This window comes from Streptomyces incarnatus (assembly GCF_001027185.1).
Classification (GTDB): Bacteria; Actinomycetota; Actinomycetes; order Streptomycetales; family Streptomycetaceae; genus Streptomyces; species Streptomyces puniciscabiei.
On the sequence record NZ_CP011497.1, the window covers coordinates 5,445,610 to 5,461,955 of the forward strand.

General features: G+C 72.0%; 15 protein-coding genes and 1 pseudogene. 9 read left to right on the plus strand and 7 right to left on the minus strand.

The window, feature by feature from the left end; translation table 11 throughout:
- Positions 1-4: 4 nt before the first annotated feature.
- Together ABB07_RS24550 and ABB07_RS24555 are read right to left on the minus strand one after the other, a co-directional pair.
- Entirely contained in the window at positions 5-793 is a 789-nt protein-coding gene (locus ABB07_RS24550; protein ID WP_208900733.1) for a phosphatase, read from the minus strand.
- Between the two features lie 75 nt (positions 794-868).
- Positions 869-2,365 (minus strand): PucR family transcriptional regulator, encoded by a 1,497-nt coding sequence (locus ABB07_RS24555; RefSeq protein WP_425264757.1) that lies wholly within the window; start codon positions 2,363-2,365, stop codon positions 869-871.
- A gap of 176 nt (positions 2,366-2,541) precedes the next feature.
- Between ABB07_RS24555 and ABB07_RS24560 the strand changes: the two genes are divergently transcribed.
- The 3 genes from ABB07_RS24560 (at position 2,542) to ABB07_RS24570 (ending at position 6,748) form a co-directional block, all read left to right on the plus strand.
- Entirely contained in the window at positions 2,542-4,002 is a 1,461-nt protein-coding gene (locus ABB07_RS24560; protein WP_208900735.1) for a sodium:solute symporter family protein, read from the plus strand.
- Positions 4,003-4,067: 65 nt separating this feature from the next.
- Positions 4,068-5,036 carry an agmatinase gene (gene speB / locus ABB07_RS24565; RefSeq protein WP_055706451.1) on the plus strand — a complete coding sequence of 323 codons (969 nt, stop codon included), beginning with the start codon at positions 4,068-4,070 and terminating at the stop codon, positions 5,034-5,036.
- A 23-nt stretch (positions 5,037-5,059) separates the two neighbouring features.
- Positions 5,060-6,748 (plus strand): thiamine pyrophosphate-binding protein, encoded by a 1,689-nt coding sequence (locus tag ABB07_RS24570; protein WP_208900736.1) that lies wholly within the window; start codon positions 5,060-5,062, stop codon positions 6,746-6,748.
- A gap of 43 nt (positions 6,749-6,791) precedes the next feature.
- On the opposite strand, the gene ABB07_RS24575 is transcribed toward ABB07_RS24570, so the two are convergent.
- On the minus strand, positions 6,792-7,217 hold the full coding sequence (locus ABB07_RS24575) for a hypothetical protein (RefSeq protein WP_208900737.1): 426 nt from the start codon (positions 7,215-7,217) through the stop codon (positions 6,792-6,794).
- A 361-nt stretch (positions 7,218-7,578) separates the two neighbouring features.
- Between ABB07_RS24575 and ABB07_RS24580 the strand changes: the two genes are divergently transcribed.
- Together ABB07_RS24580 and ABB07_RS24585 are read left to right on the plus strand one after the other, a co-directional pair.
- Complete coding sequence (locus ABB07_RS24580; protein ID WP_208900738.1) at positions 7,579-8,391, plus strand: helix-turn-helix domain-containing protein; 813 nt, start codon at positions 7,579-7,581, stop codon at positions 8,389-8,391.
- The gene (locus ABB07_RS24585) at positions 8,388-9,221 is read left to right on the plus strand and encodes a helix-turn-helix domain-containing protein (protein WP_208900739.1); all 834 of its coding nucleotides are present in this window, start codon (positions 8,388-8,390) and stop codon (positions 9,219-9,221) included. The genes ABB07_RS24580 and ABB07_RS24585 overlap by 4 nt, the downstream gene beginning before the upstream one ends.
- 27 nt (positions 9,222-9,248) lie before the next feature.
- Here the strand turns inward: ABB07_RS24585 and ABB07_RS24590 are convergent, their stop codons facing one another.
- A complete protein-coding gene (locus tag ABB07_RS24590; RefSeq protein WP_208900740.1) occupies positions 9,249-9,464 on the minus strand; it encodes a DUF397 domain-containing protein in 216 nt (71 codons plus the stop codon).
- Positions 9,465-9,472: 8 nt separating this feature from the next.
- Positions 9,473-10,324, minus strand: coding sequence for a helix-turn-helix domain-containing protein (locus ABB07_RS24595; RefSeq protein ID WP_208900741.1), 852 nt, complete (start codon positions 10,322-10,324; stop codon positions 9,473-9,475).
- Positions 10,325-10,529: 205 nt separating this feature from the next.
- On the opposite strand from ABB07_RS24595, the gene ABB07_RS24600 reads away from it, so the two are divergent.
- Together ABB07_RS24600 and ABB07_RS24605 are read left to right on the plus strand one after the other, a co-directional pair.
- Positions 10,530-10,955, plus strand: coding sequence for an ATP-binding protein (locus tag ABB07_RS24600; protein ID WP_208900742.1), 426 nt, complete (start codon positions 10,530-10,532; stop codon positions 10,953-10,955).
- Positions 10,956-11,017: 62 nt separating this feature from the next.
- Positions 11,018-11,314: pseudogene (locus tag ABB07_RS24605) on the plus strand (hypothetical protein); the annotation flags it as partial.
- A 69-nt stretch (positions 11,315-11,383) separates the two neighbouring features.
- Here the strand turns inward: ABB07_RS24605 and ABB07_RS24610 are convergent.
- Positions 11,384-13,621, minus strand: coding sequence for a glycosyltransferase family 39 protein (locus ABB07_RS24610; protein WP_208900744.1), 2,238 nt, complete (start codon positions 13,619-13,621; stop codon positions 11,384-11,386).
- Between the two features lie 72 nt (positions 13,622-13,693).
- Entirely contained in the window at positions 13,694-14,062 is a 369-nt protein-coding gene (locus ABB07_RS24615; RefSeq protein ID WP_208900745.1) for a hypothetical protein, read from the minus strand.
- 91 nt (positions 14,063-14,153) lie between these two features.
- Here ABB07_RS24615 and ABB07_RS24620 point away from each other — a divergent pair, with 91 nt between their 5' ends.
- Complete coding sequence (locus ABB07_RS24620; protein WP_208900746.1) at positions 14,154-15,077, plus strand: serine hydrolase; 924 nt, start codon at positions 14,154-14,156, stop codon at positions 15,075-15,077.
- A gap of 149 nt (positions 15,078-15,226) precedes the next feature.
- Positions 15,227-16,258 carry an esterase-like activity of phytase family protein gene (locus ABB07_RS24625; protein WP_208900747.1) on the plus strand — a complete coding sequence of 344 codons (1,032 nt, stop codon included), beginning with the start codon at positions 15,227-15,229 and terminating at the stop codon, positions 16,256-16,258.
- The last annotated feature ends 88 nt before the right edge of the window (positions 16,259-16,346 follow it).

The window sequence follows — 16,346 nt, forward strand, 5'->3', positions numbered from 1 at the left end:
CCGGTCAGGAAAGCCCCGCCTCCGCCAGCAGATACGCCGTCATGGGGTCGTAGTGGCGCGGGCTCACCACATGGTCGTCGAGCGGTACGACGACCTGGAGGGTGCCCTCGGACTCGGCGAGGAACAGCGCCGGGTCGTTGGAGTCGGCGTACCCGACGGAGTCCAGCCCGTGCTGTCCGGCGTACCCCGCCCACCCGTGGTCGGCGACGACCAGGTCCGGCAGCGGGCGGCCCTCGCGCTCAAGTCCGTTGAGAACGGCCCGCATCGGCTCCCCGGAGTGGGTGTGCCACAGCGTCGCCCCGTGCTCCAGCACCGCGACGTCCGCGAACTGCATGACGTACCCCTCGTCCGTCTGCAGCCCGTCCGGGATGACCACGATCTCGCAGCCGGCGGCGCGCAGCGCGGCGGCCGTGGCCCGGTGCACGTCCAGCAGGCCGCCCGGGTGGCCGGTCGCGAACAGCACCCGCTGCCGGTCCTCGGCCGCCTTGCGCAGCCGCGCCGCCATCCGCTCCAGCGCGTCCACGGTCAGCTCGGGGTCGATGGTGTCCTGTCCGTACCGGTACTCGGGGTCGTCGCTGACGCCGACTCGCTCCGCCATCACCGCGAGCACGTCCTGCTCGTCCGTCCAGCGGTCGCCCAGTTCCAGGCCGAGCCAGAAGCCCCGGACACCGTTGGCGAGCTGACGGTAGTGGGAGAGGTTGTTCTCGCGGGGCGTGGCGACGTCCCCCGCGATACGGGTCCTCACCAGGTGGTCGACGAGCTGGGCGCGGCTGGGTGTCCCGGGTATCGGCATGCCTCCATTGTGAGGCAGCGCGACACGGCCGTCCTCGGCATATCGCCCGCTGGGACGTGGCTCACGCGCCCCCGGTCAGCTGTGCCGCAGCGCGAACCACAGCTCCATCCGCACGTCCGGGTCGTCCAGGTCGGTGTCCAACAGGGCGGCGCAGCGGGCGATCCGCTGCCGCACGGTGTTGCGGTGCACCTCAAGGGCCACCGCCGTGCGGTCCCAACTGCCGTGCAGGGACAGCCAGTTGCGCAGGGTCTCGGCGAGCTCGGGCCGGCCGGCGAGCGGGGCGAGCAGCGCGCGGGCGTGTGCCTCGGCGTCGGCGCGCGGCACCAGATCCTCCAGGCCCGGACGGGCGCCGTGCCGCACCAGCGGGGTCCGGGTGGCACGGGCCCGCGCCAGCGCCCGCCCCGCCTGGGCGTCGGCCGCCGCCCACTCCCGCGGCTCCACGGCGGCGCTCACCCCGAGCGTCCACCCGGCCTGCGGCTCCACCACCCGTCCGCCCGGCACCAGTACCCGTACGACATCACGGCCGAGATCGACCAGCGGCGACCCCAGCGCGGCACCGAGCGCGGAGGCGGCGACCGCGTCGGGCGGCTGGGTCTCCTGCCGGGCGTGCACCACCAGCCATGTGCCGGTGCCGAGCAGCCGGGCCACCTCCTCGGGCGGGGAGCCCAGCAACAGCCGCACCAGAGCGGAGGAACGGGCGGCACCGGCACCGCTGTGGTGCTCGCCGGTCAGCAGGGCCAGCAGTACGGCGGCGACGGAGGCGATGGTGTGGTCGCCGGGGCCGCGCCGGGAAGTGGCCACGCCGAGCACGAAGCCTTCGCCGGCGCCGAGGGCGTAGACGGCCAGGTGGGTGTCGCCGACGGTGTCGGTGGCGGAGGTGGCCCTGGGCGCCGTACCCCCCGTGGGCCGCACCACGCCCGAGAGCTTCGCGAGCGTCCCCCGCACCCCCTCCGCCGGTGTCCGGCCCGCCGTGGCGACGGCGGTGCCGTCGGGGCCGTAGAGCACCGCCTGGCCGGACAGGTGCTGGGCCAGGCGGCGCAGGACCGAGGGCACCGGATCCGGGCGGGCGGCCGCCGCCGCCAGGCTCTGCTGGGCCTCCGTGACGCGGCGGAGTTCGGCCAGGCGGGCCTGGGCCATCAGCTGCCACACCGCGCGGGCGACCCCGGAGAAGGTGGTCTGCGGCGGGACCTCCAGCAGAGGGAGGCCGTAGGCGTCGCAGGCGGCGACCAGGGCGCGGGGGACCGTGTCGTGCACCGGGGCCAGACCGAACCCGAGGGCCGCGCCGCCCGCCTCGACGATCCGGGAGACGTAGTCGTCGAAGTACGTCCCCGAACCCGCCGCCTCCGGGACGTGCACCCCGGCCGTGAGCAGCAGCTCGCCGCCCAGCAGATACGGGTACGGGTCGGCCATCTCCGAGGTGTGCGCCCAGTGGATCACGGTCGCGGGATCGGAGGGGCCCGCGATCTGGCGCAGGGCCAGGTCCTCCCGGGCCAGCAGGGCCGAGAGCGGTACCGGTGGGGTCGGTGGGACCGCTGGGGCGCTCGTTTCCGGCATGGTGTGCGTTCCCTCCATCCGCCCCCCGTCCGTATGGATGAAACGTACACTTCGCAGTCGCTTTCCGGCCACCTAGTGTCAAGGCAGACCGGCGGCCGCGGGTACGGGCGGATGTCCCCGCGATCTGCTGCCGGCACATCCCCACGCATCTGCACGACACGCCACCGGAGAAGTGCGCGAAGGAGGGCCCCAACATGGCCGTCGACTACACAGTGATCGTCGTCTATCTGGCCGGCATGCTGGCCATGGGCTGGTGGGGCATGCGCCGCGCCAGGTCGAAGAGCGAGTTCCTGGTGGCGGGCCGCCGCCTGGGCCCGGCCATGTACTCCGGCACCATGGCGGCGATCGTCCTCGGCGGCGCCTCCACCATCGGCGGCGTGGGTCTCGGCTACCAGTACGGCCTGTCCGGCGCCTGGATGGTCTTCACCATCGGCCTCGGCCTGCTGGCGCTCTCGGTCTTCTTCTCCGCCCGGATCGCCCGCCTGAAGGTCTACACCGTCTCGGAGATGCTGGACCTGCGCTACGGCGGCCGGGCCGGCCTGATCTCCGGCGTGGTCATGTGGGCGTACACCCTGATGCTGGCCGTCACCTCGACCATCGCCTACGCCACGATCTTCGACGTCCTGTTCGACATGAACCGGACCGTCGCGATCATCCTCGGCGGCTCGATCGTCGTCGCGTACTCGACCCTCGGCGGCATGTGGTCCATCACGCTGACCGACATGGTCCAGTTCGTGGTGAAGACCATCGGCGTGCTGCTGCTCCTGCTGCCCATCGCCGTCGTCAAGGCGGGCGGCTTCTCCGAGATGAAGGCCAAGCTGCCGACCTCGTACTTCGACCCGCTGGGCATCGGCGGCGAGACGATCTTCACCTACGTCCTGATCTACACCTTCGGCATGCTGATCGGCCAGGACATCTGGCAGCGCGTGTTCACCGCCCGCAGCGACCGGACGGCCAAGTGGGGCGGCACGGTGGCCGGAACCTACTGTCTGGCCTACGCCCTCGCCGGCGCGGTGATCGGCACCGCCGCCAAGGTGCTCTACCCCAAGCTCGGCAGCCCCGACGACGCCTTCGCCACCATCGTCAAGGACGAACTCCCCGTCGGTGTGCGCGGCCTGGTGCTGGCCGCCGCCCTGGCCGCCGTGATGTCCACCTCCTCCGGCGCCCTGATCGCGTGCGCCACGGTCGCCAACAACGACATCTGGTCGCGCCTGAAGGGTGCCGTACGGCCGGGCGGCGACGCGCACGACGAGGTCAGGGGCAACCGCGCCTTCATTCTGATCATGGGCGTGGCGGTGATCGGCACCGCGATCGCGCTGAACAACGTGGTCGAGGCGCTGACGGTCGCCTACAACCTGCTCGTCGGCGGCCTGCTCGTGCCGATCCTCGGCGGCCTGCTGTGGAAGCGCGGCACCGTCCAGGGCGCCCTCGCGTCCGTGATCGTCGGCGGCCTCGCGGTCATCGGCCTGATGGCGGGCTACGGCATCCTCGCCAACGAGCCCGTCTACTACGGCCTGCTCGCCTCCCTCGCCGCCTACGTCGTCACCTCCCTGGCGACCAGGCCCACCGACGAGACGGTCCTCGCCACCTGGCGCGAACGACTCGCCGGACGCAACCCCGAACTCGCGTCCGAACCGGTCCCGGCTCCCCAGTAGAGTCGTATGACAAGCAGTACAAGCAGTACATGCGCGATGAAGCGCAAGAAAGAAGGCAATTGACCATGAGCAGCAACGAGACGCCCCGCGGCCCCGTCGACTCCTCCCGCATCCCGCGGTACGCCGGCCCCGCGACCTTCGCCCGGCTGCCCCGCCTGGACGAGGTCGGCACCGCCGACGTCGCCGTGGTGGGCGTGCCGTTCGACTCCGGCGTCTCGTACCGGCCGGGCGCCCGCTTCGGCGGCAACGCCATCCGCGAGGCGTCCCGGCTGCTGCGCCCCTACAACCCCGCGCAGGACGCCTCCCCGTTCGCGCTGGCGCAGGTCGCGGACGGCGGCGACATCGCCGTGAACCCGTTCAACATCAACGAGGCCGTCGAGACGATCGAGGCCGCGGCGGACGAGCTGCTCGGCACGGGCGCCCGCCTGATGACCCTGGGCGGCGACCACACCATCGCGCTGCCGCTGCTGAGGAGCGTGGCGAAGAAGCACGGCCCGGTGGCGCTGCTCCACTTCGACGCCCACCTGGACACCTGGGACACCTACTTCGGCGCCGAGTACACCCACGGCACCCCGTTCCGCCGCGCGGTGGAGGAGGGCATCCTCGACACCTCCGCCCTCTCCCACGTCGGCACCCGCGGCCCGCTCTACGGCAAGCAGGACCTCACCGACGACGAGAAGATGGGCTTCGGCATCGTCACCTCGGCCGACATCTACCGCCGGGGCGCCGACGAGGTGGCCGACCAGCTGCGCCAGCGCATCGGCGACCGCCCGCTGTACATCTCCATCGACATCGACTGCCTGGACCCGGCGCACGCCCCTGGCACCGGCACCCCGGAGGCCGGCGGCATGACCTCCCGCGAGCTGCTGGAGATCCTGCGCGGCCTGGCCTCCTGCAACCTGGTCTCGGCGGACGTGGTCGAGGTGGCGCCCGCGTACGACCACGCGGAGATCACCTCGGTCGCGGCCTCCCACACGGCCTACGAACTGACCACCATCATGAGCCGCCAGATCGCGGCGGCCCGCAACGCCTGATTCTCCTTAGGGGACCGAGAGCAGTGACCCACGACCACGACCTGGTACTCCGCCCGACCGAGACGCAGATCTCGGCGGCTCTGAATCCTCCCCCGGGCCGCAACGGCGGAGACCTGGTCGTGGAGACACTGGCCGGGCTCGGCGCGACCACGGTCTTCGGACTGCCCGGCCAGCACGCGCTCGGCATGTTCGACGCCCTGCGCAGGTCCGCTCTGCGCTATGTGGGCCTGCGGGTGGAGAACAACGCGGGCTTCGCGGCGGACGCGTACGGCCGGATCACGGGCGAGGCGGCGCCGCTGCTGCTCTCGACGGGCCCGGGCGCGCTCACCTCGCTGGCCGCTCTGCAGGAGGCGGCGGCGGCCTCGGCCCCCGTGCTGGCGATCAGCAGCCAGGTCCCGACGGCCGGCCTGGGCGGCGGCCGCCACGGCTACCTGCATGAACTCCCCGACCAGGCGGCCTCGTTCCGGGGCGTGGTGAAGTCGGTTCACACGGTCCGTACGCAGTCCCAGATCCCGTCCGCGATCGCGGCGGCCTGGAAGTCGGCGCTGACCGCGCCGCACGGCCCGGTGTGGGTGGAGATCCCGCAGGACGTCCTGCTCGCCGAGACCGCCCTGCCGGTGGTGACGGCACCGGACGCGACCCCGGAGGACCTGGCCCCGCGCCCCGAACTGACCGCGGTGGCGGCGCACTTGCTGTCCCGGGCCGCCCGCCCGGCGATCATCGCGGGCGGCGGGGTCGTACGGTCGGACGCGTCCGGGAAGCTGCGGGCGCTGGCCGAGAAGCTGAACGCGCCGGTGGTGACGACGTTCGGCGGCAAGGGCGCCTTCCCGTGGGAGCACCCGCTGTCGCTGCAGTCCTGGCTGGAGGACCGCCACACGACCGACTTCCTGGAGGACGCGGACGTCCTGCTGGTGGTGGGCTCGGGCCTCGGTGAACTCTCCTCCAACTACCACACGTTCAAGCCGCGCGGCCGGGTCGTCCAGATCGAGGCCGACCTCGGCAAGCTGGAGTCCAACCATCCCGCCCTCGGCATCCACGCCGACGCGCGCCTGGCGTTGCAGGCGCTGCTGGAGACGGTGGAGGAGCGGGCGGACGACTCGGCGCCGGAGCGGGTGCGGGAGCTGCTGGAGAAGGTGGCCTCCCGCATCGCGGCCCAGGAACTCACCCTGGAACAGCAGGTGCTGGGCGCCGTCCGCCGCGCCCTCCCCGACGCCTCCCCCTCCTTCTGGGACATGACGATCCTGGCGTACTGGGCGTGGTCGGCCTTCGACCCCCGGGGCACGAACCTCATGCACTCCGCGCAGGGCGCCGGCGGCCTCGGCTACGGCTTCCCGGCGGCGCTGGGCGCGGCGGCGGCCGACCCGGCGCGCCCGGTGCTGGCGGTGTCGGGCGACGGAGGCGCCCTGTACTCGATCGCGGAACTGGCGACCGCCCGGCAGTACGGCCTGCCGGTCACCTGGCTGATCGTCGACGACGGCGGCTACGGCATCCTCCGCGAGTACATGACGGACGCCTTCGGCCAGGCGACGGCGACGGAACTGACCCGCCCCGACTACGTGGCCCTGGCGGAGTCCTTCGGCGTCCCCGGGGTCCGCACGACCCCGGAGACCCTGGAGGAGGACCTGGCGAAGGCACTGGCCCTGCCCGGCCCGTCGGTGGTCGTCCTCCCGGCGGTACTGCGGATGTTCGCGCCGACGCACCGCACGGCCTGACCCGCCCGCCGCGCTCCGTGCGGCGGGCGGATCCCGGGTCTCCTCAGTGGCACGTGCTGGACCTGCTGATGTACACGTACGTGGGGTGCGCCGAGCCGAAGGCCCATCCCTCGCCCGGCTTCATGCAGATCGTGTGGTAGTCGGAGAACCGCACATAGGCCACGTCGTCGTGCCGCGTGTTGACGGCGCCCTTCGCGTTGCGGCTCGCGCCGAGCTTCTGCCAGTACCCGGTGTCCTTGAACTTCCCCGTCATCGTGTTGCCGTTGTAGAAGCAGACGTACGGATACGGACACGTCGGGCGGGCGGCGGTGGACGCGCCGGTCTCGGTACGGGTGTCGGCCGAGACGGCACGCGGGGCGCTGGACGCCGGCCGGGCGGAGGCCGCGGCGGACGGCGCGGTGAGGGCGAGACCGCTCCCGGCCATGGCGCACGCGGTCAGGACGGCTGCGGTCGCGATACGGATTCGCATGGCTGCTCCTTGGTGTCGGTTGACTTGCGGCGGCCCGCCCCACCCCCGTGGAGGCGGGCCGCCGAGTGCCTGGGGCGGTGCGGGGTGGACCGCACCGCCCGTCGTGCACCACCGACTGTGCGGGCCGGGTCCAGGACGGGGCCAGGGGTGCCGGGCGGTTGCCGTAGGTGCGGGACGTCCCACCCTCCGACCTGCGGAGACACCCCGGACGCTGAGGCGCCGGCGGGACGCCAGGACGCCGGCTGGGGTGGCCGAAACCGGATGCTCGAAAGACAGTTCGCGGGAACGACGGGCGCCTGGTGGGGCATCCTCGTCCGGGGGAGTTGCATCCGGGGGAGTTGCAACAGACATGGGGTGGAACATGTCTCGTTGGAAGCAGTTGCCGGACTCGCTCGACCCGCGAGTGCGCCAACTGGCCGTACAGATGCGCCGTATCAAGGACCACAGCGGTCTGGGTCTGCAGGCCCTGGCCGCCCGCACCGGGTACAGCCGTGCCTCCTGGGACCGCTACCTCAACGGCCGTTCGGTACCGCCGCAGGAGGCGGTGGCGGCACTGGCCCGCGCCTGCGACCTCGACCCGGCCCGGCTGCTCGCCCTGCACGAGGTGGCGGTGGCGGCGGGGCGGGACGGAGAGAGCGGTGCCGGTCCGACGGCGGAGGCGGAACCGGGGGCGGACTCCGTGCCGGGCGAGCGGAAACCGGCGGCAGGGAGTGGGAGACGGCGGACACTCACCGCCGTCCTGGCGGTGGCCGTGCTCGTGGCGGCGGTGATCGCCCTGCTGCTGGCCGCGCCCTGGGACGGCGGCCGGAAGCGGACCACCGACCGGCCGGTCTCCGCGGACGCCACCGCACCGGCCCCCGGCACGGGCACGGACAAGGGGGCGTTCGTGTACCGGGCCGGCAAGGACTACCCGTGCCGGGTGCACCGAGCCCAGGACGGGCTGCTGTACGCGGGGTACAGCACGACCCGTGTCGCCCTGATCGGGACGGGATCCGCGCAGTGGCCCGTCGTGGAGGCGCAGTGCCTGCTGCGCCACCACGGCCTCTCGCCGGGGATCGCCGACGGGGCGTTCGGCTCCCGCACCGAACGCGCGGTGGAGCGGTTGCAGGAGCGGGCGCACCTCCGGGTGGACGGGGTGGTCGGCGAGGACACCTGGGGGGTGCTGCGGAAATGACGTCCGGCGAGCGGCCGTTGGAGTGCGAGCGCCTGGCCGGGACCCTGCGCGGGCTGCGGGCCAGGACCGGGCTGAGCCTGGCCGCGCTGGCCGCGAAGACGCCGTACAGCAAGTCGTCCTGGGACCGCTATCTGAACGGCCGTACGGTCCCGCCCCGGCAGGCGGTCGCTCAACTGTGCGAGCTGGCGGGCGAGGATCCCGGGCAGGTGCTGGCCCTGTGGGAGCTGGCCGACGCGGTGGCCAGCGGGCGGGCGGCGGGCGGGCGCCCCCGCGTGGCCGAGCGGGCTTCCGCCCCGGCCGAGCCGCCCCCGGCCGAGGACGTCGGCGGCTCGTCCCACCGCGGCCTGCTCGCCGCAGTCGGCGTCGGGCTCACGGCCCTCGCGGTCGCCGGGGCCCTCGCGGCCACCGGCGCCTTCACCAGGCCCACCCCGAGCGCGTCCTCTTCCCCGTCCCCCTCGGCACCCGCGCCGGTGAAGGGATGCCACGGCAGCGGCTGCACGGGCAAGGACCCCGAGATGTACGGCTGCGGAGCCGACCCCGTGCCGGTGACCCTGGGTCGGCGGAGCTTCCCCGGTCCGACGGTGGTGAAGATCCGGCACAGTACGGCCTGCGGCGCGGTGTGGGCGCGGATCGACCTCGGGAAGGTGGGGGACCGCGCGGAGATCCTCGTACCGCACCACGCCCCGTGGCGGACCGAGGTCAAGGACCGGTACGACGCCAAGGACTCCCTGTCGACCCCGATGGTCGCCGCCACCCGCCCCGAGCTGAACGACGTACGAGCCTGCCTGGTCCGGGCCGGCGAACGGCACTGCTTCGGCCCGCAGGAGTAGTCGGCCGGGGTTCTCCTGGGCGGTACTTCACCGGGGAGTGAGGTCCGACTTCGGGGTGTGGGTCGTCTTCAGGTCCCTGATGAAGTGGGCGAAGGCGCCGACCGGGACAGTGAGAGTGGCTCGGGCGGGGGCCTTGGAGTCGCGGATGGCTATGTGGGTGTCCAGGTCTGCGACTTCGACGCAGTCGTTCCCCTCGCCTCCGCCGGAGAAGGACGACTTCTTCCACGAGGTGGGGGTGGTCATGCCGGTCCTCACAGCTCCTTCGTCATCCGGTGGATGAGATCACGCGACTGCTCAGGGGGCAGCGCCTGTTCCTTCACCTTACGGAAGAGCGTTCGAAAGTGCTCCAGCTGTGCTTCGGAGTCGAGGAAGGCGGTGCCGTGTGGAGCGTCCCGTACGACGGTGTCCAGGCGGGGGACCGCTCCACCGAGGTGCACCATGGTGCTTCCGGCTCCCGCGAAGTCGTGCAACGCGAAGGGGATGACCCGCACGGTGACGTGGTCGGCCTCGGACACTTCCAGGATGCGGCTCAACTGGGCCCGGGACGCGGTCTGTCCGGCCACCTGGATGCGGAGTGCCGCCTCGTGGATCACGGTCTCGTAGGGGATGGGCTCGGGCCCGTCGATGACGACCTGACGTTTCATCCGATGCTCCACGCGGAGGTCCACTTCGCTGTCCGGGAACTCGGGATTCATGTAGGCGAAGAGGGCTCGGGCGTAGTCCTCCGTCTGGAAGAGCCCCGGTACATGGATGACCGCTACGTCATTGCGGAACGTCGCGTGGTGGTCCAACTCGGCGAGATCCTGGTAGGCGGCGGGAAGGATGCCCCGGTAGTCCTCCCACCACCCTCGCGTACGGTCGGTCGCCATGCCGACGAGCGCATCGATCAACTCTGCGTCGCCACAGGCGTAGTTGGCGGCAAGCCGACGCACTCGCTGCTCGCTGACACCGGCGATCCCGGATTCGATCTGACTCATCTGGACGGAGTTCGCCCCCAACAGGCTCGCGGCCTCGGTCGCCTTGAGCCCGGCGGCCTCTCGCAGCCTGCGTAGTTCGGTGCCCAGGCGTACCTGGCGTGCGGTGGGGTGCCGTCGTGCTGGCACGGCAGTCCTTCTTTCCTCAACGGCCTGGGTGAGGTGCCACGTTCGGGGTCAGATTACGCGACTCGCTTGCAGCGAATGAAATTTATGACCTACCGTCAGTGACATACCGCACACGCAGCGGAAGCGCACCGTGCCGTCCTGCCATGACGGCTACGGCAGGCCACCGCACGCGAAATACCCCTTCACCGACCGGAGTTGATGACGCATGCCCGAAAACGAGCCCATCGAGACCTGGGACTACACCCTCTACATCCCGAACGACCTCAGAGCGGTGACGGTGTGCCGCCGCACCCTGCGCCTGATCCTGACCCTGCACGGTCTGATCGGCCTGGTCGACACGGCGGAGCTGCTGGCGGCGGAGCTGGTCTCCAACGCCGTACGGCACACGAAGGGGCCGGCCGCGCTGAGGGTCCGCCGTACCCCGGAGGGCATGGTGTGGATCGGGGCGTGGGACACGGACCCGGCCCCGCCGGACCCTCCGCGCCCGCTGGAGCAGGTGGCGGAACTGGAGCTGGAGGACGGGCGGGGGCTGGGGCTGGTCAAGGCGTGCGCGGAGTACTGGGGGTGGCAGCCGACGGCCCGGTTCGGGGACCGGGGGAAGTTCGTGTGGTGCGAACTTGCGGCGGCCTAGCTCGTTGATCACCGCGATGGAAAGAGAAGTACCGCTGCGAGCCGGTGCTCATTGTCATCACCCAGGCGAAGCAGATGTGGAGGGATCTGATGACGGCGATCCAGTACTTCTGGCGACACCCGCTGGCCGAGCAGGTACGGGCGGAAGGCCGGGAGCAAGGCCTGGAGCAGGGACGAGAACAAGGCCGGGCCGAGGCCAAGGCCGAGATGACCCTGCGCATCCTGGAATGGCGCGGCGTCTCTGTTCCCGACTCCCTCCGTGAGCGCGTGCTGGCCTGCGCCGATCTGGATCAGCTGGAGGTCTGGGCCCAGCGAGCCGTGCATGCCACGGACGCGGCGGAGTTGTTCGCCGACGAGTGAGCACGTGACTGACGACGCGGCGCGCCAAGGGGTGTCCCAGGCCCTTGGCGCGCCGTGCCGACGGTTGGCTCAGCTCGCGTCCGACGGGTCCAGGCGGTAGATCGTGGACTGGTTGGCCGAAGAGGAAGAGCTCGAACTCTTGCTGTACGCGCTCTCCTTCACCAGCGTCCCGTGCTTCTTCACCCAGGCCGTGACCTGGGACGACACGCTGTTGTTGGTGCCTCCGGGGCCGCCGCCCATCATGCCGCCGCCGAGCTGGACGTAGTGCAGTTCGCCCTTCTCGACCAGGTCCTTGAGCTTGGCGACGGTCATCGCATCGTCGGTGCCGGTGAAACCCCACATGGAGATGACCGGGGCCCTGGCGCTCAGCTCGATCTGGGCCGCGCTCTGGGAGTTGGAGACCGCGAGCAGCCAGGTGGCGCCGTCCCGGTGCTTCTTCAGGTAGGCGATCAGCTCGCTGTTCGCGCCGCCACCCAGGCCGCCGGGGCCGCCAGCCATTCCGGCTCCCATACGGCCGCGCTCTCCACCGGTGCCACCCGGTGCCGTACCGCCCGATGTGCCCTGGCCGCCGGGGAGTTCCCCGTTCTGGCCGCCGCCCGGGAAGCCGCCGGCCTGGCCGGCGCCCGGTATCTGCCCGCCGGGGGCGCCGCCGGGCGCGGTTCCGCCGCCGGGGAAGGCGCCGCCGGCCTCGGCGTTGCCGTCGCCCTGGCCGCCGTTCCGCCCGGGCAGCTCGCCGCCGCCGGGGAAGCCACCCCGGCCGCCGCCCCCGCCAGGGCCCCCGCCGAAGCCGCCGCCCGTCGACGGGCCGGCCGTCGGGTTCACCCCGCTCATGCCGCCACCGGAACCGGACGGCACCGACCAGGCGTACGCCGCCGGGCCCGCGAGCGCCGCGACGACCGCCGCGGCCACGGAGGCCGCCAGCAGCCGGACACGGTTCCCGGAGCGGAAGGCGAGCAGACCGGCGATCGCCGCCGCCATGGCCACACCGACGGCCGGCCACAGCCAGGTGTGCCAGCCGGAGGCCCGGCGCAGCAGCACGACGGCCCAGATCGCCGTGCCGGCGAGACCCGCCGGCAGGACCCACGCCCAGCGCTTGTCGGCGCGGAAGGCGCGGAGCAGCAGGACGCCTCCGCCGCCGCACAGCGCCGCGATGCCGGGCGCGAGAGCCGTCGTGTAGTACGGGTGCATCGTGCCCTCGGCGGTCGCGAAGGTCACGTAGTGCAGCACCGTCCAGCCGCCCCAGAGGACGAGCGCGGCCCGGGTGAGGTCCGTGCGCGGGGCGCGGCCGCACAGGATCAGGCCGGAGCCCAACGCCACCGCCGCGAAGGGGATCAGCCAGGAGATCTGGCCGCCGAGGATGTCGTTGAACATCCGGCCGAGCCCCGCGGAGCCGGAGAAGCCGCCTCCGCCACCCCCGCCTCCGCCGCCGTTGCCCTCGCCGCCGAAGATCCGGCCCAGGCCGTTGTAGCCCATGATCAGGTTCCAGGCGGTGCCGTCCGTCGAACCGCCGATGTACGGCCGTTCGGAGGCGGGGACGAGGGAGACCGCGACCGCCCACCAGAAGCTGGAGACGGCGAGGACCACCCCGGCGATCAGCAGGTTCAGGATCCGTCGCGCGAGCTTCGGGCGCGCGGCGAGCAGGTACACCGCGAAGACGGCGGGCAGCGCGATGTAGCCCGCCAGCATCTTCGTGTTGAAGGCGAGCCCGAAGCACACCGCCGAGCCGAGGAGGGGGAGCAGACGGCCGTTCCGCACCGCGCGCAGGGCCAGGGCCGCGCCGCCGGTCATCAGCAGGACGAGGATCGTGTCGGGGTTGTTGTCCCGGTTGATCGCGACCGTGATCGGGGTCAGCGCGAGGACCAGTGCGGCCACCGCCGCCGCCGCGTGCCCGAAGGCCCGCTTCACGGAGGAGTGCAGGATCCAGATCGTGGCGAGCCCGGCCGCGACCTCCGGCAGCATCATCTGCCAGGTGCCGAAGCCGAAGATCCGGCACGACAGGCTCATGACCATGTCGGCGAACGGCGGTTTGTCGACGGTGAGGAAGTTCCCGGCGTCGAGCGAGCCGAAGAACCATGCCTTCCAGTTCTGCGTGCCGCTGTAGATGGCCGCGCTGTAGAAGCTGTTCAGGCCGGAGCCCGACAGGTTCCAGGTGTACAGCACGGCCGCCAGCAGCAGGATCGCGAGCAGCGCGGGCAGCGACCAGCGGGGCGCGCGCTCCGGCGGTGCGGCGCCCGGTGCGGCGTCCGATGCCGGTGGCAGCGGGGTCTCGGTCGGCGTGCGGGGGAGGGGATCGGTGGCAGAGGTCACCACTGCACCATGCAGAGCGGCGATGGGTGCGGGCTGTGGCGCACCTGGGTGGGAGCTGTGGGGCGGTGAGAGTCAGGTGAGCAGCCTTGGGGACTTGTCCCGGAATACGGCGATCTGGGCTTCGTAGCCTGCCTTGAACGCGGCGAACTCCGGGTCGTTCAAGTTGCCGTGAGGCACGTTTCCGTCCTCCAGGAAGTCCGGTATCGACCGGAATGCCGTGGCTGCCGCTTCCCAGCGCTCGCCGCCCTTGTCGCGTGCCGCGGTGAGGAGCTCGTACAAGTCCCGTTGCACATCGTTGATGCGGCCTCGTGGGTGGTCCCCCGGCCGCCGGTCCTCCGGCGTGCGCAGCCTGGTGTCCTCTCCGGCGGCCAGGCGGAGAACCGCGAGCGCCGCGAACAGCCGTCCCGCCTGGCCGAGTCGGCCCTCCCGCTGTTTCGACATGAACGAATCATTGCCACGCGCCGGACCTCTCGAACGTCCGCCGCCGCAGCAGCCGTGCAACTTATCGCCGGCCCCGTGCGTCAACTGGTGCATGAATCCCCGGACATCAAGACGCGCCGGCGCGCTCGCCGCCGCGCTCGGCGCCGCCGTGCTCATACCCACCGTGGCCGCCGCCGGCCCCGCCGCCGCGGCCACGCCCACCGTCAGCTGTACGTCCGCCAAGGCGGGCCTCGCCGCCAAGCTGCAGAAGGACATCACCGCCGCGCTCGCGAACCGCAGGAGCACCGTGGCGCTCGGCCTGTACGACCGCAGCACCAACACCACCTGCTCCCTGCGCGCCACCAGCTCCTACGACTCGGCCAGCACTGTCAAGGTCACCGTGCTCGCCACGCTGCTGTGGGACGCCAAGAAGCACAACCGCTATCTGACCGACCGTGAGGCCTCCCTCGCCAAGGCCATGATCACCCAGTCGGACAACAACGCCACGACCACGCTGTGGAAGCAGCTGGGCATGACGAAGATCAAGGGCTTCCTGGCCGCCGCCGGGATGACGAAGACCGTGCCGGGCACGAACGGCTACTGGGGCCTGACCCAGGAGAACGTCACCGACGAGCAGAAGCTGCTCAAGCTGATCACCGCCAGGAACAGTGTGCTCAGCGACAACTCCCGCGCCTACATCCTGAAGCTGATGGGCCAGGTCATCTCCTCGCAGCGCTGGGGCACCCCGGCCGGCGCGCCGTCCACGGTCTCCGTGCACGTCAAGAACGGCTGGCTGCAGCGCGCGACGCACGGCTGGCGGGTGCACAGCCTCGGCACCTTCAACGGCGCCGGGCACGACTACATGATCTCGGTGCTGACCCAGGACGACAGCACCATGGACTACGGCGTCACCACCATCCAGAACGTCGCCAAGGCCATCCACAAGGACATCGTGCCGACCACGGCGGGCACCCAGGTCTACACCCCGACCAGCAGGCCCAGCGAGGCCTTCGTCGCGGTGCCGCCACAGGGCTGACGCCGGACGCGGCGGTCCATGGGGCGGTGCGCGGGGCGGCCCGTGGGGCGGTTCGCGGGGCGGCCCGTGGGGCGGTGCGCCGAGCGGTCCACGGGGCGGTTCACGAGGTGGTCTCCCGCGGGACACCCGCCCGCCCTACGGTGACGGGCATGCGCTTGAGAACCGTACTCGCCTCCCTGACCGCCGGCCTGGCGGCGGCCGCCTCGCTGACCACCGCCGGGCCCGCGACCGCCGCCAACTCCGCGAGCGGCCATGCCTGTTCGCCGTCCGTCTCCATCGACCGCTTCTCCGACGCGCTCGACAAGACGACGTACGACGGCACCTTCGTCGGCAACTTCTCCGCGCTCGCGACGGACCGGGACGGCTCCCTGGCCGCGCTGGAGGACCGGTCCTCCCTCTTCAGCCTGGACCCGGCGACCCTCCGGCCGAGGTCCGCCGTCCACCTCGCCGACGAGCAGGGCGCCGACCTCGACTCCGAGGGCCTGGCCGTCGACGGGGACGGCACCCGGCTGATCACCTCCGAGACCGAGCCGTCCGTCCGCCGCTACTCCGCCGACGGCAGGATCCTCGACCGGCTCCCGGTCCCGCCCTCCCTGCTGGTCGCCCCGGCCGGCCGCGCCACCGCCAACCAGACCTTCGAGGGCCTGACCCTGCTGCCCGGCGGCCACACCCTGCTGGCCGCCATGGAGGACGCGATCTCGGGCGACTCGACGGGGATCGTGCGCTTCCAGACCTGGCGGCGCACCAAGGGCGGCCACTTCCGCCTCTCCGCCCAGTACGGCTACCGCACCGACGCCGGCCTCGGCGTCCCCGAGGTCCAGGCCACGCCCGACGGCCGCCTCCTCGTCCTGGAACGCGGCTTCACCTCCGGCGTCGGCAACACCGTCCGCCTCTACCTGGCCGACCTCCGCCACGCGACGGACACGAGCGGCGTCGAGAACCTGACCGGTCAGCCCTCCGTCCGCCTGGTCGGGAAGACCCTGCTGACGGACATCGCCGACTGCCCGAGCCTCGGCGCCACGGCGAAGCAGCCCCAGCCGAATCCCCTGCTGGACAACATCGAAGGCATGACGATCACGGGCCGTGACCACACCGGCCGCCTGAAGGTCCTCCTGGTGAGCGACGACAACCAGAATCCGAGCCAGACGACGAGGTTCTACTACCTCCGGGTACGGATCTGACCCGCGGAGCGAATTGTTGCGGAGGGATGAAATCCGCTTCCTTTGACGTTGGTGCCTTCTGGTAGAGCAGGCCGACAGGAAGGCACCC